General features: G+C 72.0%; 24 protein-coding genes. 6 read left to right on the top strand and 18 right to left on the bottom strand.

Annotated features, from left to right (window positions below):
- Nucleotides 1–75 precede the first annotated feature (75 nt).
- A complete protein-coding gene (locus ACI2LY_RS29235) occupies nt 76–252 on the bottom strand; it encodes a hypothetical protein (RefSeq protein ID WP_389004676.1) in 177 nt (58 codons plus the stop codon).
- Between the two features lie 590 nt (nt 253–842).
- Between ACI2LY_RS29235 and ACI2LY_RS29230 the strand changes: the two genes are divergently transcribed.
- Nucleotides 843–2,156, top strand: a complete 1,314-nt coding sequence (locus ACI2LY_RS29230) for a protein kinase (RefSeq protein WP_404709746.1) — start codon at nt 843–845, stop codon at nt 2,154–2,156.
- Here the strand turns inward: ACI2LY_RS29230 and ACI2LY_RS29225 are convergent.
- The 9 genes from ACI2LY_RS29225 to ACI2LY_RS29185 form a co-directional block, all read right to left on the bottom strand.
- Nucleotides 2,138–2,959 carry a TrmH family RNA methyltransferase gene (locus tag ACI2LY_RS29225; protein WP_404709745.1) on the bottom strand — a complete coding sequence of 274 codons (822 nt, stop codon included), beginning with the start codon at nt 2,957–2,959 and terminating at the stop codon, nt 2,138–2,140. The two genes, ACI2LY_RS29230 and ACI2LY_RS29225, sit on opposite strands and share 19 nt — an antisense overlap.
- Nucleotides 2,960–2,990: 31 nt before the next feature.
- Entirely contained in the window at nt 2,991–4,226 is a 1,236-nt protein-coding gene (cobA, locus tag ACI2LY_RS29220; protein WP_404709744.1) for a uroporphyrinogen-III C-methyltransferase, read from the bottom strand.
- 139 nt (nt 4,227–4,365) lie between these two features.
- A complete protein-coding gene (gene cobT / locus ACI2LY_RS29215; RefSeq protein ID WP_404709743.1) occupies nt 4,366–7,680 on the bottom strand; it encodes a nicotinate-nucleotide--dimethylbenzimidazole phosphoribosyltransferase in 3,315 nt (1,104 codons plus the stop codon).
- Nucleotides 7,681–8,065: 385 nt separating this feature from the next.
- On the bottom strand, nt 8,066–9,283 hold the full coding sequence (cbiE, locus tag ACI2LY_RS29210; protein WP_404709742.1) for a precorrin-6y C5,15-methyltransferase (decarboxylating) subunit CbiE: 1,218 nt from the start codon (nt 9,281–9,283) through the stop codon (nt 8,066–8,068).
- A 100-nt stretch (nt 9,284–9,383) separates the two neighbouring features.
- Complete coding sequence (locus ACI2LY_RS29205) at nt 9,384–10,022, bottom strand: GNAT family N-acetyltransferase (protein ID WP_404709741.1); 639 nt, start codon at nt 10,020–10,022, stop codon at nt 9,384–9,386.
- Nucleotides 10,023–10,171: 149 nt separating this feature from the next.
- Nucleotides 10,172–11,005, bottom strand: coding sequence for a MetQ/NlpA family ABC transporter substrate-binding protein (locus ACI2LY_RS29200; protein ID WP_404709740.1), 834 nt, complete (start codon nt 11,003–11,005; stop codon nt 10,172–10,174).
- A 44-nt stretch (nt 11,006–11,049) separates the two neighbouring features.
- Complete coding sequence (locus ACI2LY_RS29195; protein WP_404709739.1) at nt 11,050–11,874, bottom strand: MetQ/NlpA family ABC transporter substrate-binding protein; 825 nt, start codon at nt 11,872–11,874, stop codon at nt 11,050–11,052.
- Nucleotides 11,875–11,952: 78 nt separating this feature from the next.
- Nucleotides 11,953–12,687 carry a methionine ABC transporter permease gene (locus ACI2LY_RS29190; RefSeq protein WP_330236833.1) on the bottom strand — a complete coding sequence of 245 codons (735 nt, stop codon included), beginning with the start codon at nt 12,685–12,687 and terminating at the stop codon, nt 11,953–11,955.
- Nucleotides 12,684–13,724, bottom strand: coding sequence for a methionine ABC transporter ATP-binding protein (locus ACI2LY_RS29185; RefSeq protein WP_404709738.1), 1,041 nt, complete (start codon nt 13,722–13,724; stop codon nt 12,684–12,686). The genes ACI2LY_RS29190 and ACI2LY_RS29185 overlap by 4 nt, the downstream gene beginning before the upstream one ends.
- Before the next feature lie 570 nt (nt 13,725–14,294).
- Here ACI2LY_RS29185 and ACI2LY_RS29180 point away from each other — a divergent pair.
- Both ACI2LY_RS29180 and ACI2LY_RS29175 read left to right on the top strand, forming a co-directional pair.
- Nucleotides 14,295–14,654 (top strand): hypothetical protein, encoded by a 360-nt coding sequence (locus ACI2LY_RS29180; RefSeq protein WP_389004687.1) that lies wholly within the window; start codon nt 14,295–14,297, stop codon nt 14,652–14,654.
- A gap of 1 nt (nt 14,655) precedes the next feature.
- On the top strand, nt 14,656–15,075 hold the full coding sequence (locus tag ACI2LY_RS29175) for a hypothetical protein (protein WP_389004688.1): 420 nt from the start codon (nt 14,656–14,658) through the stop codon (nt 15,073–15,075).
- 21 nt (nt 15,076–15,096) lie between these two features.
- Here ACI2LY_RS29175 and ACI2LY_RS29170 read toward each other — a convergent pair whose 3' ends face one another.
- The 3 genes from ACI2LY_RS29170 to ACI2LY_RS29160 all read right to left on the bottom strand — a co-directional run bounded on the left by ACI2LY_RS29170 (nt 15,097) and on the right by ACI2LY_RS29160 (nt 17,422).
- Nucleotides 15,097–15,594, bottom strand: a complete 498-nt coding sequence (locus ACI2LY_RS29170) for a GNAT family N-acetyltransferase (RefSeq protein ID WP_389004689.1) — start codon at nt 15,592–15,594, stop codon at nt 15,097–15,099.
- Between the two features lie 44 nt (nt 15,595–15,638).
- The gene (locus ACI2LY_RS29165) at nt 15,639–16,145 is read right to left on the bottom strand and encodes a sigma-70 family RNA polymerase sigma factor (protein WP_404709737.1); all 507 of its coding nucleotides are present in this window, start codon (nt 16,143–16,145) and stop codon (nt 15,639–15,641) included.
- A 101-nt stretch (nt 16,146–16,246) separates the two neighbouring features.
- A complete protein-coding gene (locus tag ACI2LY_RS29160) occupies nt 16,247–17,422 on the bottom strand; it encodes a glycerophosphodiester phosphodiesterase (RefSeq protein WP_404709736.1) in 1,176 nt (391 codons plus the stop codon).
- A gap of 325 nt (nt 17,423–17,747) precedes the next feature.
- Between ACI2LY_RS29160 and ACI2LY_RS29155 the strand changes: the two genes are divergently transcribed.
- Entirely contained in the window at nt 17,748–18,377 is a 630-nt protein-coding gene (locus ACI2LY_RS29155) for a lysophospholipid acyltransferase family protein (RefSeq protein ID WP_374201406.1), read from the top strand.
- A gap of 69 nt (nt 18,378–18,446) precedes the next feature.
- Here the strand turns inward: ACI2LY_RS29155 and ACI2LY_RS29150 are convergent, their stop codons facing one another.
- From ACI2LY_RS29150 to ACI2LY_RS29130, 5 genes are all read right to left on the bottom strand, one after another.
- Nucleotides 18,447–19,970: an MFS transporter gene (locus ACI2LY_RS29150; protein ID WP_404709735.1), complete on the bottom strand. Its 1,524-nt coding sequence runs from the start codon at nt 19,968–19,970 to the stop codon at nt 18,447–18,449.
- Entirely contained in the window at nt 19,967–20,518 is a 552-nt protein-coding gene (locus tag ACI2LY_RS29145; protein WP_404709734.1) for a TetR/AcrR family transcriptional regulator, read from the bottom strand. The genes ACI2LY_RS29150 and ACI2LY_RS29145 overlap by 4 nt, the downstream gene beginning before the upstream one ends.
- 54 nt (nt 20,519–20,572) lie before the next feature.
- Complete coding sequence (locus tag ACI2LY_RS29140; protein WP_404709733.1) at nt 20,573–21,544, bottom strand: aldo/keto reductase; 972 nt, start codon at nt 21,542–21,544, stop codon at nt 20,573–20,575.
- Between the two features lie 102 nt (nt 21,545–21,646).
- Nucleotides 21,647–23,107: an argininosuccinate lyase gene (gene argH / locus ACI2LY_RS29135; RefSeq protein ID WP_404709732.1), complete on the bottom strand. Its 1,461-nt coding sequence runs from the start codon at nt 23,105–23,107 to the stop codon at nt 21,647–21,649.
- A gap of 88 nt (nt 23,108–23,195) precedes the next feature.
- The gene (locus ACI2LY_RS29130) at nt 23,196–24,389 is read right to left on the bottom strand and encodes an argininosuccinate synthase (protein ID WP_401452762.1); all 1,194 of its coding nucleotides are present in this window, start codon (nt 24,387–24,389) and stop codon (nt 23,196–23,198) included.
- Between the two features lie 139 nt (nt 24,390–24,528).
- Here ACI2LY_RS29130 and ACI2LY_RS29125 point away from each other — a divergent pair, with 139 nt between their 5' ends.
- Nucleotides 24,529–25,236: a L,D-transpeptidase gene (locus ACI2LY_RS29125; protein ID WP_404709731.1), complete on the top strand. Its 708-nt coding sequence runs from the start codon at nt 24,529–24,531 to the stop codon at nt 25,234–25,236.
- Nucleotides 25,237–25,325: 89 nt separating this feature from the next.
- Complete coding sequence (locus ACI2LY_RS29120) at nt 25,326–26,708, top strand: ferric reductase-like transmembrane domain-containing protein (protein ID WP_404709730.1); 1,383 nt, start codon at nt 25,326–25,328, stop codon at nt 26,706–26,708.
- Nucleotides 26,709–26,716 lie beyond the last annotated feature (8 nt).

Genomic DNA, 26,716 nt, shown 5'->3' with positions numbered 1-26,716 from the left:
ACCCCCGTCCCCACGGGGTTTCCTGGATGGGAGGGAGATCCCGCCCGGACCGCTCTTCCGGGCCTGGTCCGCTTCTCAGCGACCCAGCAACGCACCCACGGACGACGCCTGTGTGGCCACCGTCTCCCAGCCGTCGAAGACGAGGAGGAGCAGGGCCGCCAGGGGAAGGGCCATGAGTGTCGCCACCAGGGGGTGGCGGCGGCCCGCGCGGCGTCGAGCGAACGCGTCGTGCCTCGGTGCCGTGGGGGCCATGGTTCCTTCTCCCGGCCGATTCGGTTGTCGACAGCGGCGGGCGTCCAGCCTCGGGGGGCGAGCGCCGCACCCGCCGCTTGACCTCAAATCTAGGTTCGCGGCGCCGGGCGGGCGTCATGCCCTCGTACCGAATGGCGGGCCTCCCGGAGGATGAGCCTCCTCGCCCGAAGTACTCCCCTGGGTGGAGACGCGGGGAGGAGTCTCAGGGTCTTCCCGGAAGGGTCGCGGCCGCCCGCCCCCGTGTCTCCACCCAGGGGTGGATTGGCGTGACTTCAGTCACTTTGGCCGTCCGTGGGCGGGAACGGAGGGTGGGACGGCGCCGCGGACCGTGGGAGCGGTGGCCGCCCGCTTCTCCCCCGCGTCACGGGATGTGGGCCCGTGCCGTCAGTTGACTTAAAGTCAACGTACGCACCAGGTCAGAGGGTTGATGACGTTCTTACATCAACCACACAGCAAGATCCGTGTCGCTGACCGCGTTTCACCTCCGGCATGGGGTAGGCGCAATCCATCGGCCCGAGAGGGCGCGGCCTCTGCGCGCGGGCGGCCGGGGAAACGTAAGCTGGGCACGTCACAGGGACCGGGCAGCGGGGATGAACATGGCGATGATGCGCCTGAGGCGCGAGGACCCGCGCGTCGTCGGCTCGTTCAGGCTTCACCGACGGCTCGGCGCGGGCGGGATGGGCGTGGTCTATCTCGGCTCCGACAAGAAGGGCCAGCGGGTCGCGCTGAAGGTGATCCGGCCCGACCTCGCGGAGGACCAGGAGTTCCGGTCGCGGTTCGCGCGCGAGGTGTCGGCGGCCCGGCGTATCCGGGGCGGCTGTACGGCGCGGCTGGTGGCGGCGGACCTGGAGGCCGAGCGGCCCTGGTTCGCCACGCAGTACGTGCCCGGCCCCTCCCTGCACGACAAGGTCGCCGAGGAGGGCGCGCTGTACGCGGCCGACGCCGCGGCGATCGGCGCGGCCCTGTCCGAGGGGCTGGTGGCGGTGCACGAGGCCGGTGTGGTGCACCGGGACCTGAAGCCGTCCAACATCCTGCTGTCCCCCAAGGGCCCGCGGATCATCGACTTCGGCATCGCCTGGGCCACCGGCGCCTCCACGCTCACGCATGTCGGCACGGCGGTGGGCTCCCCCGGCTTCCTGGCGCCGGAGCAGGTGCGCGGCGCGGCGGTCACCCCGGCCACGGACGTGTTCTCGCTGGGCGCGACCCTGGCGTACGCCTCGACCGGCGACTCGCCCTTCGGGCACGGCAGTTCCGAGGTCATGCTGTACCGGGTGGTGCACGAGGAGCCGCAGCTGCACGGGGTGCCGGACGCGCTGGCGCCGTTGGTGCGGGCCTGCCTGGCGAAGGACCCCGCGGACCGGCCGAGCACGCTCCAACTGTCGCTGCGGCTCAAGGAGATCGCGGCCCGCGAGGCACAGGGCCTGGGTGGCGTACGGCCGCCGGGGCCGCGGGCGCCGATGGCGGAGCGGCCCTCCGGGCGGCTCGCGGACACCTCGCCCGACCAGCAGCGCACCACACAGCGCCGGGCCGCCCCCGGCACCCCGCCGCCGCGCGGCGTCGCGCCCTCCCGTGGCGGGGCGCCTTCGCGCGGCGGTGTCGCGTCCCGTCCCGGTACCCGGCCCAACCCGGCGCAGCGTGGCACCGGCAACCGTCCGGCCCCGCGCAGTGGTGCGGGCCGCCCCGCTCCGCGCACCACGGGGACCAAGCTCCGCCCGGCCAACCCCCGGCTGCTGCGGCAGCGGCTGACCGTGTTCGTGGTGGTGACGCTGCTGGTCGCCCTGGGCATCGCGGTGGCCCAGGGCTGTACGGGTCCGGCGCGCGGCCTGGGCGGGGACGGCGGCGAGCATCGTACCGGGGTACGGCAGGCCGCCGCACCGGGGGTCGGTCAGGGGCGGGTCGCGTAGAAGGCGACCGCCGAGGCCGCCGCCACGTTCAGGGAGTCGACGCCCGCCTCCATCGGGATGCGCACATGGACGTCGGCCGCCGCGAGGGCCGCCGGGGACAGCCCCTCGCCCTCGGTGCCCAGCATCAGGGCGAGCTTCTCCGGGCGGCGGGCGGCGAGTTCGTCCAGGGTGATGGAGTCGTCCGAGAGGCACAGCGCGGCCAGCTCGAAGCCGTGCGCGCGGAGCGTGTCCGCGTCGTGCGGCCAGGAGTCCAGGCGGGCGTACGGCACCGCGAAGACCGAGCCCATGGACACCTTCACCGAGCGCCGGTAGAGCGGGTCGGCGCAGCGCGGGGTGAGGAGGACGGCGTCCACCCCGAGGGCGGCGGCGTTGCGGAAGGCGGCGCCCAGGTTGGCGTGGTCGACCATGTCCTCGAAGAGGGCGACCCGGCGCGGGGTGCCGTGAGGTCCGGCGGACTCCAGCAGTTCGGCCGGGGTGGGCAGCGGGTTGCGGGCCATGGAGGCGAGGGCGCCCCGGTGGACGTGGTACCCGGTGACGCTCTCGGCCAGCTCGGGGCTCACCACGTAGACCGGGCAGGCCAGTTCGTCGATGAGGTCCGCCATGGTGTCGACCCACTTGGGGGTGAGCATCATCGAGCGCATGCCGTAACCGGCGTTCCCCGCGCGGCGGATGACCTTCTCGCCCTCGGCGATGAACAGCCCCTCGGCGGGTTCGCGCCTGCGGCGCAGGGCCACGTCGGTGAGGTTGGTGTAGTCGTGCAGGCGCGGGTCGGCGGGGTCGTCGACGGTGATGAGCTGGGCCACGGGGTGCTGCTGCCTTGTTCTTCCGGAGCGGTCAGGGCTGGTAGGTGGCCGGGGTCGCGTCCACCACGGCACCGATGACGATGACCGCCGGGGGCTTCACGGCCTCGGCGCGTACGGTCTCCGCCACGGTGGCCAGGGTCGCGTCCACCCGGCGCTGGGCGGCCGTGGTGCCCTCCTGGACGAGGGCGACGGGGGTCGCGGGGTCCTTGCCGTGGGCGATCAGGGTCTCGGCGATCTTGCCGATCTTGTCGACGCCCATGAGGACGACGAGGGTGCCGGTGAGGCGGGCCATCGCGGGCCAGTCGACCAGGGAGCGCGCGTCGTCGGGGGCGACATGGCCGCTGACCACGGTGAACTCATGGGCGACGCCGCGATGGGTGACGGGTATCCCGGCCGCGGCCGGTACCGATATCGAGCTGGAGATGCCGGGGACGACGGTGCAGGGGATGCCCGCCTCGGTGAGCGCCTGCATCTCCTCCATGCCCCGGCCGAAGACGAACGGGTCGCCGCCCTTGAGCCGGACCACGGACTTGCCCTGCTTGGCGTGCTCGATCAGGGCGTGGTTGATGGCCTCCTGGGCCATGTACCGCCCGTAGGGGATCTTCGCGGCGTCGATGACCTCGACGTGCGGCGGGAGTTCGGCGAGCAGGTCGCGCGGGCCGAGCCGGTCGGCGATGACGACGTCGGCCTCGGCGAGCAGCCTGCGCCCGCGCACGGTGATCAGGTCGGGGTCGCCGGGGCCGCCGCCGACCAGGGCGACACCCGGTGTGCGGGTGCGGTGGTGGGGGGCGACCAGGGTGCCGTCGCTCAGGCCCGCCACGACCGCGTCGCGGATGGCGGCGGTGTGCCGGGGGTCGCGGCCGCGCGCGCTGGTGGTGAGGACGGCGACGGTCACGCCCTCGCTGGTGCCGGTGGCGGGCGTCCACGCGGTGGCCTGGTCGGCGTCGTCGGAGCGGACGCACCAGACGCGGTGGTCCTCCGCCTCGGCGGAGGCCCGGGCGTTGGCGACGGGGTCGCTGGTGGCGATCAGCGCGTACCAGGCGCCGGAGAGGTCGCCCTCGGCGTACGGGCGGCGCAGCCAGGCGATCTCGCCCGCGTCGGCCATCGCCTCGACGGAGGGGGTGGCCTCCGGGGAGACGAGGAGGATGTCGGCGCCCGCCGCGATCAGCGCCGGAAGGCGGCGCTGGGCGACCTGGCCGCCGCCGAGGACGACCACGCGGCGACCGGTCAGGCGGAGGCCCACGGGGTAGGCGGGGTGTTCGGCCATGAGGTGCGGCTCCTCGTGCGGTGTGCGGTGGGCGCGCCGCGCCTTCGGAGCGGCCCTGACGTGCGGATCTTAATGTCTGGGCCCCTGGTGGGGCACGGGTGGTCCGATGGGTGAACGCCGGACCACCCGTGCCCGTCGGCTACTTCTCGGTGACGCCCGCCGAGTCGAACGTCGCCACCTCGTGCATCGCGCGGGCCGTGCTCTGCACCAGCGGCAGCGCCAGCAGCGCGCCGGTGCCCTCGCCCAGGCGCAGGTCGAGGTCGACCAGCGGGCGCAGGCCCAGCTTGTTGAGCGCGGCCACATGGCCGGGCTCGGCGCTGCGGTGACCGGCGATGCAGGCCGCCAGCACCTCGGGGGCGATGGCACGGGCGACGAGCGCGGCGGCACCGGCGCTCACCCCGTCCAGGATCACCGGTGTACGCAGCGACGCGCCACCCAGCAGCAGGCCGACCATGGCCGCGTGCTCGAAGCCGCCGAGGGCCGCGAGGACCCCGATCGGGTCGGCCGGGTCCGGCTGGTGGAGTTCCAGCGCGCGACGGACGACGTCGGTCTTGCGGGCCAGGGTCTCGTCGTTGATGCCGGTGCCCCGGCCGGTGACATCGGCCGGGTCGGCGCCGGTGAAGACGGAGATCAGCGCGGCGGAGGAGGTGGTGTTGCCGATGCCCATCTCGCCGGTGAGCAGCGCCTTGTTCCCGGCGGCGACCAGATCGCGGGCGGTCTCGATGCCGACCTCGATGGCGGCTCTGGCCTCCTCGCGGGTCATCGCGGGCCCGGTGGTCATGTCGGAGGTGCCGCCACGGATCTTGCGGGGCAGCAGACCGGGGGTGGCGGGCAGGTCGGCGACGACGCCGACGTCCACGACGCACACCTCGGCGCCGACCTGGTTGGCGAAGGCGTTGCACACCGCGCCGCCGCCCAGGAAGTTGGCGACCATCTGGCCGGTGACCTCCTGTGGCCACGGGGTGACACCCTGGGCGTGCACTCCGTGGTCACCGGCGAACACGGCCACGGCCGCGGGCTCCGGGATGGGCGGCGGGCACTGCCGGGACAGGCCCGAGAGCTGCGCGGAGATGATCTCCAGCATGCCCAGCGCGCCGGCCGGCTTGGTCATACGCTTCTGGCGCTCCCACGCCTCGCCGAGCGCCTTGGCGTCGAGCGGGCGGATCTGCGCGACGGTCTCGGCAAGCAGGTCGTGGGGTTCCTCTCCGGGCAGGGCGCGGCGGCCGTACGTCTCCTCGTGCACCACCCAGGACAGCGGGCGGCGCTTGGACCAGCCCGCCTGCATCAGCTCGGGCTCGTCCGGGAACTCGTCGACGTACCCGACGCACAGGTAGGCGACGACCTCCAGATGCTCGGGCAGGCCGAGCGCGCGGACCATCTCCCGCTCGTCGAAGAAGCTGACCCAGCCGACCCCGAGGCCCTCGGCGCGCGCGGCGAGCCAGAGGTTCTCCACCGCGAGGGCGGACGAGTAGGGGGCCATCTGCGGCTGGGTGTGGCGGCCGAGGGTGTGGCGGCCGCCGCGGGTGGGGTCGGCGGTGACGACGATGTTCACCGGGGTGTCGAGGATGGCCTCGATCTTCATTTCCTTGAACTGCTTCGCCCGGCCCTTGGGCAGCGACTTGGCGTACGCCTCGCGCTGGCTCATGGCGAGGTCGTGCATCGCGCGCCGGGTGTCGGCGGAGCGGATGACGACGAAGTCCCAGGGCTGCGAGTGGCCGACCGAGGGGGCGGTGTGGGCCGCCTCCAGGACGCGCAGCAGCACGTCGTGCGGGATCGGGTCGCCGCGGAAGCCGTTGCGGATGTCGCGGCGCTCGCGGATCACCTTCAGCACGGCCTCGCGCTCGGCGTCGTTGTACGCGGGCGCGGCCGGTCCGAGGGGCTGCGCGGGCTCCGCCTCGGCGGGCTCGGGCTCCTCGGTCCGGTCGGTCTGGTCGGCGTCGGTCGTGACCAGGTCCTCGGCGTGCTGGACGAAGTCCGGCTCGGGCTCCTCGGCCGCGCGGGGCGTGGGCACGGCGGCCACGGGGCCCTGGGGGGCGAAGGCGTCCAGGTCGGGCAGGATCAGCGGCTGCGGCGGGGTGGGGGCCAGGTGCGGGGTGGTCGGCACCTGTCCGTCGACGGCCACGAACTGCCCGAGCGGCTGCGCCGGGTGCGGCGCGGCGAGCAGGCCGGAGGGCAGCGGCTCCACGGGGGCGGGGGCCTCCTCGGGGGCCTGCAGCTGGGGGCCCGCGGGTGCTTCGTGGGCGGCGGGTGCCGCTTCGGGGGCCGGGGGTGCGGGCTGCTCGGGGGCCTCGAAGACCGGCGGCTGCGGGGCGGCCACCGGGATGTCCTCGGGCTCGGGGAGCGGGAAGTCCTCGGCCGGGAGCGGGGCTTCCGCCTCGGGAGCCTCGGCGATGGCCTCAGCCTCCGGTACGGCTTCCGCCGCGACCTCCTCGACCGGGGTGACGGGGACCTCGGGCTCGACGGGGTCCACGTCCTCGGCCACGTCCTCGGGAGCCTGCGGAGCCTCCTCCTCGGCCTCCGGCGCGACGGCTACGGGGGCGACGGCCTCCGGGACCACGACAGGCTCGGGCGCCACCTCGGCGGAGACCTCCGCCTCGACGGCCTCCACGAGGGCCTCCTCGATGGCGGCCTCGGCCTCGTGCCCCGGAGCGGCCTCGGGCACGGCCTCCATGGCCTCCATGACCTCTACGGCCTGCTCGGACGCCTCCGCCTCCGGCATCTCGGCCACGAGGGGGGTCTCCGGCGCCTCCTCCACGGCGGCCTCCGCCTGCGCGGTCAGCCGGTCGACGGCGGCCTGCGCGGCCTCCGCCTGCTCGACGGGCACGCTCTCCGCGTCGGGCAGAACCGCCTCCGGAACAACCGCCTCCGGAAGTGCCTCCTCCGGCACGACCGCGTCCGGAACAACCGTTTCGGCCGCCGGTGCGACCGCCTCCGCCGGGGCGGTCCCCCAGGGCGCGGCGGTCTGCGGGGCCGGGTCGGGCAGCGCTTGCACGTCGAGGTACTCGGGGCCGGGCATGGGCCGCGGCGGCGCTCCGGCGGGGCCGCGGTCGGCGAGGGAGCGGACCGGGCTCGCGGAGGCGTCCGGGAGGGGCGGGCCGAGGTGCAGCGGACGGCGCGGCGGCTGCACGGCCGTCGGCGCCTCGTGCGCGGCCGACGGCATGGAGCCGGGTCCCTGCTCGGGCAGCCGTACGCCGCCGAGGTCGACGGAGCCGGTGTCCCGGCCCGCCGTCTCGTGGGCGCCGGGCTGGTGGACGGCCTCGACGATCGGTTCCGGGGCGGGCGGCGGCATCTCGTTGCCCCACGCGCCCTGAGCGCCCGGCAGCAGCAGGTCCTCGTCCTCGGCGGGCGCCTCGGCGAGGTAGGTGTACGCGCCGTGCCCGAGGGCGCCCGGCTGCTCCACCATGCCTGCGCTCTCCGGCTGTCCCTCGGCCGGGACCTGGCCGGTGTCGGTCATGCGTACCCCTCGCCCATCGGTTTAGTGCTCCTACGACCAGCTCACGTGGAACGGCGCACCGACCGCCCCGTAGTGAGAACGAGCGTCCGTGCGCATCGGCACGAACGACCCGCCAGAAATGGCGACAAAGCCATTCGGTGGCATTCTCGCGGCCGTTGTGCCGTCGTGACAGCGAGATCACGTGACAGCCCGTTGTGGACTGCGCCACGTTGCGCGTCCTCCGGTTTTGCCGTACCTCACCCACCGCCCCAAACCGGGCGAGCTTTCCGGACATTGACGAACGAAGTTCCGGATCGCGGGTGCGGTACAACGATCGGCCAGCCTACCGCGCGCGGTACGACAACCGGATCACGGGGCGAATCGGGCGCGGAGGTGTGGCGGCGGTTCAGCGCGGGGTGTCGCGCGGCGGCAGCTCGCCGCTGAGCAGGAAGACGACGCTCCGCTCGTTCTCCGTCCAGGACTTGGTGTCGAGTCCGACGGCCTGGAGCAGGGCGCACTCGACCCGGTAGCCATGCTCGGTGAGGTCCCGGCCGATGAGTTCGGCGGCGTCGCGGGTGGCCGCGTGGGCGACGATGCGCTGCGGGCGCCGGTCGGCCACGGCCGCGACGACGGCCGCTCCCCCGCCGCCGACGCGTACGACGTCCGGCTCGGGCAGGTTCTCCAGGATGTGCGGTGCCTCGCCCCGCACGATCTGGAGGTGGACCCCGAACTCGCGGGCGACGGCGTCGGTGCGGGCGCAGGACTCGGGGTCGAGGTCGACGGCGAGGACGGCGGCACCGGCGCGGGCGGCCTCCACGGCGAAGGCGCCAGAGCCGCAGCCGATGTCCCAGACCAGGTCGCCGGTGCGCGGGCCGAGCCGGGCGAGCTGGGCGGCGCGGAGCAGTTCGTTCTCGCCCTCGCCGAGGACGCCGCCGTAGACCTCGTCGGGCTGGGTCCAGCCGCGCGGGCCGGTGCTCGGGTCGCGCCCGGCGATCCAGCCGCCGCCCTCGACGGCCGCTGCGGGGCCGCCGATGACGATGACCACGTTGGGGTCGCGCCAGGTGTGGTCGGGGGCCTTGTCGGAGGTGAGGACGCTGACGCGCTCGTTCTCGGTGCCGAGTTCCTCGCAGACGACGAAGGTGCGGTGCACCTCGTCGAGGAGCAGGCCGAGCTCGGCGGGTCCGGCACCGGGTGCGGTGAGGACGGCGACCTTGGTGTGGGCGCGGCATACGTTCACGGCGCGGCGCAGCGTGCGGGGGTGTGCGACGACCACATGTGCGTCGTCCCAGGGCATGCCCGCGCGGGCGAAGGCGGCGGCCACGGAGGAGACGCCGGGCACGACCTCGACCTCCAGGCCGAACTCGGGGTCGCGCAGGGAGCGGACGACGCCGAAGAAGCCGGGGTCGCCGTCGGCGAGCACGACGGCGGTGCCGCGGTGGGCGGCGATCCGTCGGGCGGCCAGGGTGACGCTGCCGAGGCGGACGCGTTCGGCGGTCGTCGGGATCTCGGGGAGCGCGAGGTGGTGGGGGGCGCCCGCGACGAGCGTGGCGGCGCCGAGGGCGCCGCGTGCCGCGTCGGTCAGCGGCGAACCGTCCCAGCCGATCACCGTGACCCGGTCGGCCATCGTCGTCGTCTCCAGGTCTTCGCGTGTCGTCAGAGGGGGCCCGGATACGGGCTTCGTGAGGTTACCTGGTGGTGCGGCGGGACGGGGCGGCGGGGCGGGGTCAGTTCCACTGGGCGTAGGAGCCGAAGCCGCGGCTGTCGGCGAGCTGTTCGTCGCTGCCCTCGAGGTCCTCGGGCAGCAGGCTCCAGATGATGAAGTCGGTGCGCATGTCGGTCCAGGTGCCGTCCTCGGTGCGCACGTGGACTATGCAGGCGTTCCGGAGCACGCCCTCGCTGATGCAGCCGATCTTCTGGGCGACCTGCTGGGAGGCGGTGTTGTCGGCGGCGGTGCGCAGTTCGATGCGCTCGAAGCGCTGGTCGCCGAAGAGCCACTTGGCGGTGGCGAGCGCGGCCTCGGAGGCGTAGCCCTCGCCGCGGGCCCAGGGGGCGATGATGTACGACAGCTCGGTGGACCGGATGCGCCAGTTGGTCTTGCCGAGCTGGACGACGCCGACCAGGCGCTGGGTGAGGAACTCGGTGACGGCGAGGTCGATGCCGCGTCCGGCGGCGCGTTCGGCGGGCGCGTAGCGGGTGATCCAGCGCCGGGCGCCGTCCTCGGTGAAGGGCTGGGGGATGTCGGTCCAGGCGGCGACCTGTTCGTCGTTCATCATCTCGGCCAGGGCGGGCAGGTCGTCCTCGTCGAGGGGACGCAGGCCCAACCGCTCCGTCGAGATGGAGACGTTGGGGAAGGTGCTAGTCATGCGCCGCTCCGTAACCTTCGATGATTCGTGAGGGTCCGTCAGGGCCCGCTGAACTGCCCAGCATGCAGCATGACAGCACCGATGTGCACGTACGGGCCCGCCCCCTGCCGCCCGTTGGGGGAGGCGGGGGGCGGGCCCGTACGTGCAGGTCAGTCGCCGCTGACGGGCAGGACCGACCCCTTGTACTTGTCCTCGATGAACTTCTTCACCTCGGGCGAGGTCAGCAGCTTGGCCAGCTTCTTCACCCGCGGGTCGTCCTCGCTGCCCTTCTTCACCGCGAGCAGGTTGGCGTACGGGTTGTTCTTCGCGGACTCCAGGTAGACGGCGTCCTTGGTGGGGCTGAGGCCCGCGTCCTGGGCGAAGTTGTTGTTGATGACGGCGGCGTCCATGTCGTCCAGGGAGCGGGGCAGCTGGGCGGCCTCCATCTCCTGGAACTTCAGGTGCCGGGGGTTGCCGGTGACGTCGGCCGGGGAGGCGTCGGAGCCCGCGCCGGGCTTCAGCTCGATGACCCCGGCCGAGGCGAGCAGCTTCAGCGCGCGGGCCTCGTTGGTGAGGTCGTTGGGCACGCCGACGGTGGCGCCGTCGCGGAGCTTGGTGACGTCCTTGACCTTGTGGGAGTAGACCCCCATGGGTGGCAGGTACGCCTTCACCACCGACACCAGGTCCGTGCCCTTGGACTTGTTGAAGTCGTCGAGGAACGGCTGGTTCTGGTAGAGGTTCGCGTCGAGCGTGCCCTCCTGGAGCGCGGTGTTCGGCAGGACGTAGTCCGTGAACTCCTTGATCTCCAGCTTGAGTCCGGCCTTGGCGGCGAGCTTGTCGTCGATGTGGTGGAGCACTTCACCGGCGGGGACGGGGGTGACGCCGACGACGAGCGGGCCGTCGGTGTCACCTCCCTTGCCGGTGGCCGAGCCTGAGCCGCAGCCGGTCAGGCCGAGCGAGAGGGCCGCGGCGGTGGCGGCCGCGAGCCATACGGTCTTGCGCATGTGTCGATCCCCTTGAGCGGTCGGGGTCTGGCTGCCGGGAGCGGTCAGAACGAGGGGATGACGGAGCCCTGGTACTTGTCCTCGATGAACTTCTTCACCTCGGGCGAGGTCAGCAGCTTCGCCAGCTTCTTCACCCGCGGGTCGTTCTCCTGGCCCTTCTTCACCGCGAGGAAGTTGCCGTAGGGGCTGTTCTTCGCGGACTCCAGGGCGATGGCGTCCTTGGCGGGCTTGAGGCCGGAGGATATGGCGTAGTTGCCGTTCACGACCGCCGCGTCCACGTCGTCCAGGGAGCGCGGGGTCTGGGCCGCCTCGACCTCCTTGAACTTCAGGTTCTTGGGGTTCTTGGTGATGTCGGCGGGGGTGGCCTCGGAGCCGACGCCGTCCTTGAGGGTGATCAGCTTGTTGGCGGCGAGCAGCTTGAGCGCGCGGGCCTCGTTGACGGCGTCGTTGGGGACGGCGACGGTCGCACCGCTCTTGAGGTCGTCGGCCTTCTTGACCTTGTGGGAGTAGAGGCCGAGCGGCTCCAGGTGGACCGTGACGACGGGCACGATGTGGGTGCCGCGCTTCTTGTTGAAGTCGTCGAGGTACGGCTGGTTCTGGAAGTAGTTGGCTCCGACCGAGCCGTTCTCGGTGGCCGTGTTCGGGGTGATGTAGTCCGTGAACTCCTTGACCTGCAGGTCGAGTCCGGCCTTCTTCGCCAGGTTCTTCTGGACGAAGTTCAGGATCTCGGCGTGCGGGGTCGGGCTCGCGGCGACGATCAGCGGTCCGTCGGCGTCGGGGGAGCCGCTTCCGGAGCCGCAGGCGGAGAGCCCGAGGGCGAGGGCTCCGGCGGCGAGGACGGCGGTGGTGAGCTTGGCGGTGTTACGCACGAAAAGTGCCTTTCCTGAAGGGTGGTGCGGCCCCGGGCTTGGGTGGCCGGGGAGTACGCGGAGGAAGAACGGGTGTGCTCAGGCGACCTTGGTGATGTCGGCGGCGGCCGGCTCCTTGGCCTTGAGCAGGCGCAGCTTCGGCACCGGGCCGGAGCCGCCGCGGCCGTGCAGGGAGCGGGCGGCGAAGTCACCGGCGAACTGGATGAGGGAGATGACGACGGCGAGGATGCCGACGGTGATCCACATCAGTCCGGTCTCGAAGCGCTGGTAGCCGTAGCGGACGGCGAGGTCGCCGAGTCCGCCGCCGCCGACCGTGCCCGCCATGGCCGAGTAGCCGATGAGCGCGATGATCGTGGTGGTGGTGCTGGCGATCAGCGAGGGCAGCGCCTCGGGGATGAGGACCTTGCGGACGATGGTCCAGCTGCTGCCGCCCATGGACTGCACGGCCTCGACGAGTCCGCCGTCCACCTCGCGGACGGCCGTCTCGACGAGCCGGGCGAAGAACGGGATGCCGCCGATGGCGAGCGGTACGACGGCGGCGGCGGTGCCGATGGTGGTGCCGGTCACCCAGCGGGTGAAGGTCATCAGCGCGACCATCAGGATGATGAACGGCATGGAGCGGCCGACGTTCACGATCTGGCCGATCACCTTGTTGGCGACGACGTTCTGGAGCAGTCCGCCGCGTTCGGTGAGGACGAGGAGGATGCCCAGCGGCAGGCCGAGGGCGATGGCGATCAGGGTGGACCAGAGCACCATCGAGAACGTCTCGGAACACGCCTGGGACAGCAGCGGCTGTATCTCGGACCAGGTCACTTCGCACCCTCCTTCACCAGCACGGACTCACCCTCGGTACCCACCACGTCGACCTGCAGGCCCTGCTCGCGCAGGAAGCCGACCGGCACCACGTTGTCCTCGTAGCGGCCGGGCAGTTCGATGCGCATCCGGCCGATCTGGAGGCCGCCGACGGTGTCGATGGCCGCGCCGAGGATCGAGATCTCGATGTTGTAGGTGCGCGCCAGCTGGGAGACGACCGGCTGGGTGGCCGCCTCGCCGTGGAAGGTGATGTTGAGGACGGTGCGGTCGTCGCCGCTGGCCTCGCCGCCGACCGGGAACAGGGCGGAGGCCAGCTGCGAGCCGGGGGTGGCCAGCAGTTCGCTGACGGTGCCGGATTCCACGATGCGTCCCTTCTCCATGAGCGCGGCGGAGTCGCAGATCGACTTCACCACGTCCATCTCGTGGGTGATCAGCAGGACGGTCAGGCCCAGCTGCTGGTTCAGGTCGCGCAGCAGCTTGAGGATGGAGCGGGTGGTCTCCGGGTCCAGGGCGCTGGTGGCCTCGTCGGAGAGCAGCACCTTGGGGTCGCCGGCCAGGGCGCGGGCGATGCCGACGCGCTGCTTCTGGCCGCCGGAGAGCTGGGCCGGGTAGGACTTCGCCTTGTCGGCGAGACCGACGAGGTCGAGGAGTTCCAGCGCCTTGCGGGAGCGCTCCTTGCCGGACTTGCCGAGGATCTCGAGCGGCAGCTCGATGTTGTCCTGCACGCTCCGGGAGGACAGCAGGTTGAAGTGCTGGAAGACCATGCCGATGTGGCTGCGGGCCTGGCGCAGTTCCTTGCCCGCGCGCGGTCCGCGGCCCGCGAGGGCGGTGAGGTCCTGTCCGGCGACGGTCACGGTGCCCGCGGTGGGGCGCTCCAGCAGGTTGACGCAGCGGATCAGGGAGGACTTTCCGGCGCCGGACTGGCCGATGACGCCGTAGACCTCTCCTTCGCGGACGTGGAGGTCGACGCCGTCCAGGGCGGTGACCTCGCGGCCGCGCGAGCGGTAGACCTTGGTCAGGCCCGAGGTGGTGATCACAGGGGGGTTCCGTCACTGTCGAGTGCCGGGCGCGGGTGTGCTCGGCACAGGTGCATGGGGTTGCATTTCAGGACGCGGCACGGTTCTCGCGGTGGCGAGTGAACCGGGGAGAACAGCGTGTGCGCGAATGGCACGGGTCCGGTACGGCGGTGTTCCGGAGCCGGGACGGGCCATGGCTCTCGCTTCGGGGCGCGAGGCTCTCGGGTGGTGCGGGGGCCCTCTAGAAGGCGCGCATTCGGCACGTCATGCGACACATACAACGAGCACCGGGCGTGTAGGTCGCCTCGGTCGCAAGGGTGCGGCTGCTCGTCGTGGTCATGCGGTCAGTAAACCAGACCGGCCGCGCGGCCCGGAGGGACCTGTCCACATGCTGGACAGACGTGGATGGTGCCGGTGAGACACCGGGGGCGGCCCGATCGCCGGTCGCCCCCACCATCAAGGGGCAGGAGCCCTTCACGGCCGCACCGGGTCCGGCGCTCCGGGACCGCCCGCTGTGGCCAACGCCACGACGGCCGTCCGGGCGCCGGGGGCGGCGGCGGGCGTCCGATTCGGCCGTAATAAGGTCTCCGCATGCTCAATGCCCTGACGCTGGCGACCGGGATCGCCGCGCTGCTGCTGGCCGCCTGGTGCGGCTGGGCCGCACACCGGGACCAGCCGACCAAGGACTGGCACTTCATCGGCATGGCCGTGGTGTCCGTGCTGGCCGTGATCCAGCTGGTCGTCGGGATCGTGCTGCTGGCGCGGGGCGAGAAGCCGGACCAGGGCACGACGATCTTCGTGGCCTATCTGCTGGGCGCGCTGGCCTGCGTGCCCGCGGCGGGCTTCATGTCGCTGGCCGAGCGCACGCGCTGGGGTTCGGTGACGGTCGCGGCGGGCGGCGTGGTGCTGGCCGTCCTCGAAGTACGGCTCTTTGACATCTGGGGAGGCTGACATGACGGCGCTGGAGGAGAAGCCGGCCCGGCTGATCAGCGGGCCGGGCATGCTGCTGGTCTGGTTCTACGGCGTGATGGTGGTCGGCGCCGTGTCGCGCTCGGTCTACCAGATCGCCACGGAGTTCGACCGGGCACCGCTCGCGTACTCGCTGTCGGCGCTCGCGGGCGTGGTGTACGGGTTCATCACGTACACCCTGGTCAGGGGCGGTGAGACGGCCCGCCGGGCGGCGGTGGTGTGCTGCGCGGCCGAGCTGGCGGGCGTGCTGATCGTGGGCACCTGGACGCTGGTCGAGCCGTCCGCGTTCCCGGACGCGACCGTGTGGTCGGACTACGGGATGGGGTACGTCTTCATCCCCGTACTGCTGCCGGTGACCGCGCTGTACTGGCTGCGGGCGGCGCGGCGGCGGCAGGCGGCCTGAGACCGCCCGCCCCCGGACGCGTCAGGCCGTGGCCGCGTAGGCCGTGGCCGGTTTCTCCAGCACGATCATCTCGACGCCGTCGGCGCCCAGCGAGCGGCCCACCGCCCGGTAGCCCAGCTTGCGGCACAGCCGCAGGCCGCTCTCGCTGCGGTGGCCGGTGCGCAGCCGGTACGTGGTGGCGCCGCGCTGCTCGGTGAGGGCCTTCTCGGCCGCGCCGAGGAGACGGGCGCCGATGCCGTGGCCCTGGAGGCGGGGGTGGACGCAGAGCGTGCCGATGGCCGCCGCGCCGTCCTCGGTGAGCCTGCCGCGCACCGAGCCGACCACTTCGTCACCGAGCCGGGCGACGAAGACGCAGTCGGCGGCGACCTCCTCGCGGACCTGGTCCAGGCTCTGCACGAGCGGGTCGATGCGGTAGTTCCCGTAGCGCGCGGCCTCGCTCTGGAAGCAGAGGTACTGGAGCCGGAAGATCTGCTCCGCGTCCGGCTCGGTCGCCGCCGAGATGGTCACGCTCATGCCCATGTGCGCATGCCTCCCGCTCACCTGATCACTGTTGTCCCCCACCTCTATCCCCGTGCTCCGGCGCTGGCAACCTCCGCCGCGAGCATTCGTCGCAGACATCCCAGACATCTGGAACGTTCCGGTCCGAGACTGCCCTGTGAGATGCCCAACTCCCCCGCGATCTCGCGGTAGGTGAGGTCGCGCGGGGAGAGCAGGGCCGCCATGATCCGGGGGCAGCGGCCGGGCAGTCTGCGTACCGCCTCGCGCACCACCCGGTGCCGGGCCGCGCCGAGGGCGAGCTGCTCCGGACCGTGCCGGGTGTCGTCGGCGGGTTCGCCGTCGTAGGGGCCTTCGAGGCCGTGGGTACGGCGGCTGAGCCGGCCCTCGTCGCGGACGGCGTCGCGCAGCCAGCCGGACGGGTCCGGCGGCGGGCCCTGACTCTCCAGCCGTTCCAGCAGCCGCAGCCAGACGGCCTGTTCCAGGTCGCCGGGCTCGCCCCCGGAGGCATGCGCCTCGGCGGACGCTTCCGCGGTCAGGAGCGGGCGCAGATCGGTCAGCAGGTCATGGGTCATACGCGTCGAGACGCGCCGTCCCGGCCGACGGGTTTCCGGGACGGCACGCTGTCACCCGGATCAGCGGGTGCGGGGCGCCGGTGTTGACGCCCGGCCCTGACTCAGTGGCCCAGGAAGTCGGCGCGGGCCAGCACGCCGGTGTCGGCGTTGTCGGTGAAGACGCCGTCGATCCCGGTGGCGAAGTAGGTGCGGTACGCGCCGAACACGTCGCCGTAGCCGTCCGGGTCGGCGCCCTTGCGGAACTCGGCCGGGAGGAAGGGGTTCTCGTTGCGCATGGTGTACGGGTGCAGGATCAGCCCGACCTTGTGCGCGTCGGCGACCAGCCGGGTGGGTTCGCCCAGGGTGCCGTCGGACTTCTTCGGGATGACCAGGTCCAGGGTGGGGCCGATGCCCTGGGCGTAGCCCGCGATCTCGCGCAGCCCCTTGGGCGTGACGAGGTCGGCCACCGTACGGGGGTCGCCGGTGGCGACGAAGTCGTACGGGCGGGTGTTCGCGCCGTCGAGCAGGACGACCAGCGGGTTGTCGACGATCCGGTTCAGCCGCTGGATGCTGGTCGGCTCGAAGGACTGCAGGACGACCGGCGAGTTCCGGGTGTCCTTGCCGTACTTGCGCAGCAGCTTGGCCACCCGCTGCTCCGGGTCCAGGCCGAGGCGGCGGAAGTAGGTGGGGTGTTTCAGCTCGGGGTAGATCCACACCTGGCGGCCGCGCTCACGGGTGCGGGCGTCCTGCCACTTCAGGACCTCTTCAAAGGTGGGGATCTCCCAGCGGCCGTTGTAGAGGGTGTTGTGCGGGCGGTTGGCCGGGATGCGCTCGACGGCGCGCAGCGTCTTCAGCTCGGCGAGCGTGAAGTCCTCGGTGAACCAGCCGGTGACGGAGACCCCGTCGAGGATCTTGGTGGTCTTGCGCCCGGCGAACTCGGGGTGCGAGGCGACGTCCGTGGTGCCGCCGATCTCGGGTTCGTGGCGGCAGACGAGGTGCCCGTCCTTGGTGGGCACCAGGTCGCCCGCCTCCACGATGTCGGCGCCGAGTTCGAGCGCGAGGTCGTAGGAGCCGAAGGTGTGCTCGGGGCGGTAGCCGCTGGCACCCCGGTGGCCGATGATCGTCGGCACCGGCAGGCTCTTCAGTCCGCGTCCGCCGGACCCGGCCGTCCGGGTGCCCGCCGCGTGGGCGGCCGACGGCAGTCCGAGGACCGCCCCGCCCGCGCCGAGCACCGCCGCACCGAGGACCGCGCGCCGTCCGGTCGCGCGCGAGGGCTGGTTGGTCCGGTCGCTTTCCATACGCGTCTCCCGCTGTCGTTACGCAGGTCTTCTTCGCTCCGACCTGGCTGTGTGTCTTGGGTGCGCGCCGATCGTAGGGGCGTGGACATGACCGAGGGGAGACCTCGGCGGGAACACGCGGGTGACGCCTGATGTCCCCTGGGCGGCGCGTGGGAGGTGAGCCCATGTCAACAACACGTAAGACCTCGGTGAATCGCGCGGCTCGATGTGCGCTTTCCCCGTAGCCGCGAGTAATGTCCTCACCTGCACAGACTCATATCGTCCGCTCGGCCTGGAGGACCCGTTGTCCCGCTTCGCGCTCATCAAGGCAGTGCTCGCGCCGGCCATGCGCCTGATGTTCCGCCCCCAGGTGGAGGGCCTCGAGCGCATTCCCGGCGAGGGTCCGGTGATCCTGGCGGGCAACCACCTCACGTTCATCGACTCGATCGTGCTCCCGGTGGTCTCCAAGCGGCAGGTGCAGTTCATCGGCAAGGACGAGTACGTCACCGGCAAGGGGATCAAGGGCCGGGCGATGGCCTGGTTCTTCACCGGCGTCGGCATGATCCCGGTGGACCGCGACGGGGCGAACGGCGGTGTCGCCGCGCTGATGACCGGGCGCCGGGTGCTGGAGGAGGGCCGGGTCTTCGGGATCTACCCCGAGGGGACCCGCTCCCCCGACGGGCGGCTGTACCGGGGGCGTACGGGGATCGCTCGGCTGACCCTGATGACCGGGGCGCCGGTGGTGCCGTTCGCCATGATCGGCACGGACAAGCTTCAGCCTGGGGGGAAGGGGTTCCCTCGGCCGGGGAAGGTCACTGTGCGGTTCGGTGAGCCGATGGAGTTCTCTCGGTACGAGGGGATGGATCGGGATCGGTATGTGCTTCGCGCTGTGACGGATTCTGTGATGGCTGAGGTCATGCGGCTGTCTGGGCAGGAGTATGTGGACATGTACGCCACTAAGGCCAAGGCCGCCTGAGGTTTGGTTTTTGGGTGCGGGTGCGTTGTGGCTTGTCGCGCCGTTCCCCGCGCCCCTAAAGGCAAAGAGCTAGAAGCCTCTGTCCAGGCGTTGGTTCTTCAGCAGGAGCCATGCTGCTGCTGACGCCGCCAGTAGTACTGCTGCTCCCGCTCCTGACGCCAAGTGCAGGCCGTGTACGAAGGATTCTCTGGCCGCTTCCAGCAGTGCCTGGGACGTCGGGGCGGGCAGGCCCGCTGAGGCTTCTACTGCCGCGCCCAGGGACTCGTGGGCCGTTTCCGGGGTACCGGGGGGAGCCGTGAAGTCGCGGTAGGCCGCTGTCACGATCGAGCCCAGTAGGGCGATGCCCAGGGCCGCGCCCAGTTCGTAGGCCGTTTCCGAGACCGCTGAGGCGGCGCCCGCGCGGTTCTTGTCCACGCTGGAGAGGATCACGTCCGAGGTGACGGTGAAGGAGAAACCCGCACCGACGCCGACGATCAGCAGGGCGGCGCCGAGCAGCGGATAGCCGGTGGACCCGTCGAGCATGGTGAGGACCGCGAGGGCCACGCCGATCGCGGCGAGGCCGCCGGAGACCACCGCGCGTACCGAGAAGCGGCGCGCCGCGCGGCCCGCGACCAGTCCGGCCACCACCGCGCCCACGGCGGCGGGCAGTTCGGCGAGGCCCGCCTCGAACGGGTGCCTGCCCTGGACCAGTTGCAGGAACTGGGACAGGAAGAACACCAGCCCCGACATCCCGAGCACGGTCAGCAGATCCGCCAGCACCGCCCCGCTGAAGCCCCGGTGCCGGAACAGCCGTACGTCCAGCAGCGGGGTGGGCAGGGTGAGCTGGCGGCGGACGAAGCCGTACAGCGCGGCCGCGCCCAGCAGGCCGGCGGCCAGGGTGAGCGGGCCGAAGCCGTGGGTGGCGGCCTCCTTCACCGCGTAGACCAGGGCGAGCATGCCGACCAGGGACAGCAGCAGGCTCAGCAGATCCCACGGGCCGGGGTTCGGGTCGCGGGACTCGGGCAGGGTGCGGATGCCGACCAGGACCAGGACCGCCATCACCGGCAGGTTGATCAGGAACACCGAGCCCCACCAGAAGTGCTCCAGCAGGAAGCCGCCCACGATCGGGCCGACGGCGGTGCCCGCGGAGGCGGTGGCGCCCCAGATGCCGATGGCGAAGCTGCGCTCGCGCGGGTCGTGGAAGAGGTTGCGGATCAGGGCCAGGGTCGCGGGCATCAAGGTGGCGCCCGCGACGCCGAGCAGCGCCCGCGCCAGGATCATCAGGCCGGGGCTGGTGGCGTAGGCGTTCAGGACCGAGATCGCGCCGAACGCGGCCGCGCCGCACAGCAGAACGCGCTTGCGGCCGACGCGGTCACCGAGGCTGCCCATCGAGACGAGCAGTCCGGCGATGACGAAGGAGTAGACGTCGCCGATCCAGAGCAGCTGGGTGCCGGAGGGGTGCAGGTCCTCGCTGATGTAGGGGGTGGCGAGACCGAGGACGGTGGCGTCGACGGCGACGAGCAGTACGGCGAGGACGAGCACGCCGAGCGCGAGCCAGCGGCCGGGGCGCCGCTCGGTCTCGGTCGGTACGGGCGGCCGCAGGGTGCTGGTCACGATTCCGCCCTGCGCAGCGCGCCGCCGAGCAGCAGCTCGGCGACCATCGTGGAGAAGTCACGGGAGGCCACCCGGCCGTCCACCGCGGCCCAGGCGCACGAGGTGATCAGCCCGTAGAAGGCTTCGGTGAGCCAGCCGGGGGTGAGGTCGATACGGAGGTCGCCGTCGCGCTGGCCGCGCTGGAAGAGGGCGCTGATCCGGGTGTCCAGGTTCAGCCAGCGGGCGTTCTGCCCTTCGCCCTCCCAGAGCTGGTTCTCGCCGTAGAGGAAGGCGAGCAGTCCGGCGGCGGGCTGGATCTCGCGGACCAGTCGGCGTACGGCGTCGGCGGCGGGGCCCTCGTCCAGCCGGGCGCGGTCGAGCGCCGCCTCGCACTCCGCGATGCCGAGCGCCTCCAGCGCGCGGACCAGCGCGTCACGTCCGGCGAAGTGGCGGTGGAGCGTGGCGCGGCTGATCCCGGCGGCGCGCGCGACCTCGTCCATGGTCGCGGTGGACTTGCGGGTCAGCAGGGCGGCGGCGGAGCGCAGCACGTGGTCACGGTCGAGAGCCATGAGACAAGGGTACCTCGCTTGAGACGTCGATGTCTCAACACGGGCATGCGGGTCTCAGTGCCAGGGCAGCTCGCCGCGTCGTGCCCAGTAGGTGTGGGGGTCCTCCGCGAGGGCGTCGAGGCGGGTCCGCTGGTCGTCGGTGAGGTCGACGGCGGCGGCGTGCAGGTTGGAGCCGAGCTGGGGGACGGTCACGGCACCGGACAGGACGACACCGGCCCAGGGGCGGGCGAGGATCAGCGCGAGGGCCACGGCGTCGGGGCCGAGGCCGGTCTCTTCGGCGATGTTCCGCAGGGCTTCGGGCGCGTGGTCCGGGGCGAGCCGCCCGTTGGCCATGCCCTCCTTGACGATCACCGTCAGCCCGGCGTCGTGCGCCTCCGCCAGCGCGGGTCCGGCCGAGGTCTCCAACGCGTTGTACGTGGACTGCACGGTGCGGAAGAGGGGGGTGCCGTCGACGGTGATCTCCAGGGCGGCCCTGATGGTGTCGGACTGGGCGGGGCCGCTGGTGGAGAAGCCGATGGTGAGGCCGCCCGCGGCCGCTTGGGCGAGCCTTCGATGCAGCTCGCGGTCGGTGAGGGCGGGGCTGTCGGGGGTGAGGGAGTGGATCTGGTAGAGGTCCAGCCGGTCTCCGAGCAGGTCAGCCGTTTCGGCGCGCTGGCGGTCGTACGTGGGGAGGGTGTGGTCCTTGACCTCGTGCTGGTCGGCCTCGGTGGACCAGTCGGCGGTGTAGGTGTAGCCCCACTTGCTGCCGACCACCACGTCGTCGTTCTCCGGGCGGGCGGTCAGCCAGTCCGCGAGGAACTCCTCGCTGCGGCCGTAGGAGCGGGCGGCGTCGAAGTAGCGGACGCCTTGGGCGTAGGCGGCGTCGAGGAGTTCGTGGGTGCGGGTTTGTAGCGCCTTGGCGCTCCGGTCATCTCCTAGGTCGTGGTCCCGGTTCAGGTTGATGTAGCCGGGGCGGCCGACCGCGGCCAGGCCGAGGCCGAGGTGGCAGGTGGGGGTGGTTGCGGAGGAGAGGCGGGCGAAAGGCATTGTGGGGTCCGTTCGGTCGGCTCCAGGGGCGCGCGACCAACGTAACCGGCCGCCCAGGAGCTCGGGCGGTTCGGCTCCTGGGCGGCTGCGGGCGGGTCGTGGCTAGTCGCGCAGTTCCCCGCGCCCCTGGGCGGCGATGTTCTTGGCCTTGGCCCATGCGTGCTGGTTGGCCAAGTCCCCCTTCACCTCCGCCAGTTGCACCGCCACCGCGCTCGGTGCCGTACCGCCCCTGCCGTTCCGCGAAGCCAGTGCGCCCTTGACGTTCAGGACCGTGCGGACCTCGGGGGTGAGGTGGGGGGAGATCTTGGCGAACTGGTCGTCCGTGAGGTCGGCCAGTTCCTTGCCGTCCGCCTCCGCGACCTTGACGCACTCCCCCGCGACCTCGTGCGCGACGCGGAACGGGACGCCCTGGCGGACCAGCCACTCGGCGATGTCGGTGGCGAGGGAGAACCCGGCCGGGGCCAGCTCCTCCATGCGCTCGCGGTTGACGGTGAGGGTGGCGAGCATGCCGGTGAAGGCGGGGAGCAGCACCTCCAGCTGGTCGCAGGAGTCGAAGACGGGCTCCTTGTCCTCCTGGAGGTCGCGGTTGTAGGCGAGGGGAAGGGCCTTGAGGGTGGCAAGGAGGCCCGTCAGGTTGCCGATGAGGCGGCCGGACTTGCCTCGGGCCAGCTCCGCGATGTCCGGGTTCTTCTTCTGCGGCATGATCGAGGAGCCGGTGGAGAACGCGTCGTGCAGGGTGACGAAGGAGAACTCCTTCGTGTTCCAGATGATGATCTCCTCCGCGATCCGCGAGAGGTCGACGCCGATCATCGCGGTGATGAACGCGAACTCCGCGACGAAGTCCCGCGAGGCCGTGCCGTCGATGGAGTTGCCCGCGCTGCCCCGCTCGAAGCCGAGGTCACGGGCGACCGCCTCGGGGTCCAGGCCGAGGGAGGAACCGGCGAGCGCGCCGGAGCCGTACGGGGAGACCGCGGTGCGCTCGTCCCACTGGCGCAGCCGCTCCGCGTCCCGGCCGAGGGACTGGACGTGGGCCAGCACATGGTGGGCGAAGAGCACCGGCTGGGCGTGCTGGAGATGGGTGCGGCCGGGCATCGCCACGTCCGGGTGGGCCTCCGCGAGGCCGACCAGGGCGTCCTGGAGGTCGGCGATCAGGCCGCCGATGATCCGGGCGTGGTCGCGCAGGTACATCCGGAAGAGCGTGGCGACCTGGTCGTTCCGCGAGCGTCCGGCGCGGAGCTTGCCACCGAGGTCGGGGCCGAGGCGTTCGAGGAGGCCACGCTCGAGCGCGGTGTGCACGTCCTCGTCGGCGATGGTGCCCACGAACTCCCCGGACGCCACGTCGGCTTCGAGCTGGTCGAGCCCCGCGAGCATCCGGGTCAGCTCGTCCTGGTCGAGCAGGCCCGCGGTGTGCAGCACGCGCGCGTGGGCGCGGGACCCGGCGATGTCGTAGGGGGCGAGCCGCCAGTCGAAGTGGACGGACGCGGACAGCTTCGCCAGGGCCTCGGCGGGACCGTCGGCGAAACGGCCGCCCCAGAGCCGTACGTCACCGCTGTTGCTGCTCACTGCGTTGCTCCTCAAGCTCGGGATGTGCCACCGCCTCCCCACCCTGGCAGGCGGAGAGGCGGTCGGCCTACTGCTTCAACGACGTCGGTTACGCGAGGTCCCGCTTGGCGGCGATCTTCGACGACAGGCTGTAGATGTCGATGAAGCCCTTGGCCGCGGCCTGGTCGAAGCTGTCGCCGGTGTCGTAAGTGGCGAGGTTGAAGTCGTACAGCGACGACTGGGACCGGCGGCCGGTGACGACGGCGCGGCCGCCGTGCAGGGTCATCCGGACGTCGCCGGAGACGTGCTCGTTGGCCTCGGCGATGAAGCCGTCCAGCGCCCGCTTGAGCGGGGAGAACCACTGGCCGTCGTAGACCAGTTCGCCCCAGCGCTGCTCCACCTGCCGCTTGTAGCGGGCGAGTTCGCGCTCGACGGTGACGTTCTCCAGCTCCTGGTGGGCGGTGATCAGGGCGATGGCGCCCGGAGCCTCGTACACCTCGCGGGACTTGATGCCGACGAGGCGGTCCTCGACCATGTCGATCCGGCCGATGCCCTGGGCCCCGGCGCGCTCGTTGAGCTGCTGGATGGCCTGGAGGACGGTGACCGGGCGGCCGTCGAGGGCGACGGGCACACCGCGCTCGAAGGTGATGACGACCTCGTCGGCCTCGCGGGCCTCGGCGGGGTTGGAGGTGTACTCGTAGATGTCCTCGATCGGGGCGTTCCAGATGTCCTCCAGGAAGCCCGTCTCGACGGCGCGTCCGAAGACGTTCTGGTCGATGGAGTACGGGGACTTCTTGGTGGTCGCGATCGGGAGGTTCTTCGCCTCGCAGAAGGCGATCGCCTTGTCACGGGTCATCGCGTAGTCGCGGACCGGGGCGATGCACTTCAGCTCGGGGGCGAGGGCGACGATGCCGGCCTCGAAGCGGACCTGGTCGTTGCCCTTGCCGGTGCAGCCATGGGCGACCGTGGTGGCGCCGTGCTTCTGCGCGGCGGCTACGAGGTGCTTGACGATCGTCGGCCGGGAGAGGGCGGAGACCAGCGGGTAGCGGTCCATGTACAGGGCGTTCGCCTTGATCGCCGGGAGGCAGTACTCCTCGGCGAACTCGTCCTTGGCGTCGGCCACCTCGGCCTCGACGGCACCGCACGCGAGGGCGCGCTTACGGATGACGTCCAGGTCCTCGCCGCCCTGACCGACGTCCACCGCTACGGCGATGACCTCGGCGCCCGTCTCCTCGGCGATCCAGCCGATGGCGACGGAGGTGTCCAGTCCGCCTGAGTAGGCGAGTACGACGCGCTCGGTCACGGTTTCTCTCCTCACGTGCATTCGCTGATATGCATGAGTATGCAGAACTCCGCATGATTCGTCAATTGCGCCGCTCGGCCCTCCCCGCATGGCCCATGAACAGGGGCGCGCTCCACAGGGGGCCTCTACGGTCTGAGCCATGCGCCGCCGCCTGGTCACCGCCCTCGTGTCCGCCTCCTTCTGCGCGCTCGGTCTCGCGCCCGCCGAGCCGCCCGCCGACATCCCGCTGCCCGCGCGCCTCGCGGACACCGGCGGCGGCACCCAGCTCATCACCGCCGAGGCCCCGGACACCGGCTCCACCACCGGCACGCTCACCTGGTGGGACCGGCGGCACGGTCGGTGGACGGCGGCCGGGACCGCGCCCGCGCGGTTCGGGTCGGGCGGGCTGGTGGCGGGCACCGAGCGGCAGCAGGGCACCAACACCACCCCGACCGGGCTGTACGACCTGCCGTTCGGCTTCGGCATCGAGGCGGCTCCGGCCGGGACGCGCGTCAAGTACCGCCCGGTTGCCGAGAGTTCCTGGTGGTGCCAGGACAACGACTCCCGCGCCTACAACCGTTGGGTCGACCCCCTCCCCGCCGACTGCCGCGCCTCGGAGTCCGAGCACCTGGTCGCGTACCCCACCCAGTACGCCCACGCCCTGGTCATCGGCTTCAACTACCACCGTCCGGTGCGCGGACGCGGTGCGGGCATCTTCCTGCACGTCAACGGCAAGGCGGCGACGGCCGGTTGTGTCTCCGTACCCGCCGACGCGATGGCCCAGATCCTCCGCTGGACCGAACCGTCCCGGCGCCCGCACATCGCCATCGGGACGGCGGGCGGGGCCACCTCCCTCACCGGCTACTGACACCCGCCCAGGTCACCCGTCGGGACGCTGAACACTCCGCCCGTACCGCACGTATGTGTGGGCCAAGGGTCAAGTCCCCCGGAGGAACCGTGACCACCACGCTCGCAGGCGGACGTGCCGCCCGCCGCCAGACGATGCGCCGCATCCGCCCGCGCCGCTCGCCGGCCGTCCCACTGCTGCTCGCGGTGTGGGCCGGTGCGGCGGCCGTGTTGTGGCTCTGGTGGCACAACACCCCCTCGATCGCCGACAACGCGGGCCGGGTCCTGAACGCGGGCCGGATCACCGGTCTGCTCGCCGGGTACCTGATGGCGCTGGTCGTGCTCCAGATGGCGCGCGTACCGGCGCTGGAGCGGCGGGTCGGCTCGGACCGGGTGGCCCGCTGGCACGCGATGAGCGGCCGCTACACGCTGAGCCTGGTCCTGGCGCACGTCTTCCTCATCATGTGGGGGTACGCCCTCCAGGCGGGCAAGTCGCTCGGCGACATCGTCCAGCAGACCGTCGACTCGGTGAACCAGCTGCCCGACATGGGCAAGGCGGCCATCGGCACCGGCCTGTTCGTGGTGATCGGGCTCTCCTCCATCGGCGTGGTCCGGCGCAGGCTGCCGTACGACACCTGGTACCACGTGCATCTGCTGACGTACGCGGCGGTGTTCCTGACGTTCTGGCACCAGATCACCACCGGCAACGACTTCGCGGTCGAGCCGATGGCGAAGACGTTCTGGTACGTGCTGTACGGCGCGGTGACCGCGCTGGTGCTCTGGTACCGGGTGATCGTGCCGGTCCGGCTGAACCTGCGGCACCGGATGCGGGTGGAGGCGGTGATCGAGGAGTCGCCGGGCATCGTGTCGGTGCTGATCTCCGGGCGGAAGCTGCACCGGATGGGCGCGGAGGCGGGCCAGTTCTTCCGCTGGCGGTTCCTGGCGCCGGGGATGCGGTTCAGCTCGCACCCGTACTCGCTGTCGGCGGCGCCCCGGCCGGGGATGCTGCGGATCACCGTGAAGGCGATCGGCGACCACAGCGCGCGGCTGCGCGAGCTGGAGCCGGGCACGCGGGTGTGGGCGGAGGGCCCGTACGGGGCGCTCACCGCGCAGCGCCGCAGCCGGGGCAAGGTGCTGCTGGTGGCGGGCGGGGTCGGGATCACGCCGATGCGGGCGCTGTTCGAGACGCTGCCGGGCGCCTCCGGTGACATCACCCTGCTGTACCGGGCCAACACCACGCAGGACCTGGCGCTGTGGGACGAGCTGGCCGCGATCGCCGAGGAGCGGGGCGCCCGGCTGATGTACGCGGTGAACAGTCCGGAGGGTGAGCGGCCGGACATCTCGGCGGAGAACCTCCTGCGCAAGATGCCCGACATCGACCGCCACGACGTCTTCATGTGCGGGCCGCCCGGCTTCGCGCAGTCGGTGTACGAGGCACTGCGCGGCGCGGGAGTCCCCGCCCGGCGTATTCATCACGAGTCGTTCGAGATGTGAGCGGAGCT

It is taken from the genome of Streptomyces sp. NPDC002176 (assembly GCF_044903645.1).
Lineage (GTDB): Bacteria > Actinomycetota > Actinomycetes > Streptomycetales > Streptomycetaceae > Streptomyces.
The sequence above is the reverse complement of the archived record's forward strand: the minus strand, read 5'-3'. Positions and strand labels throughout refer to the sequence as shown.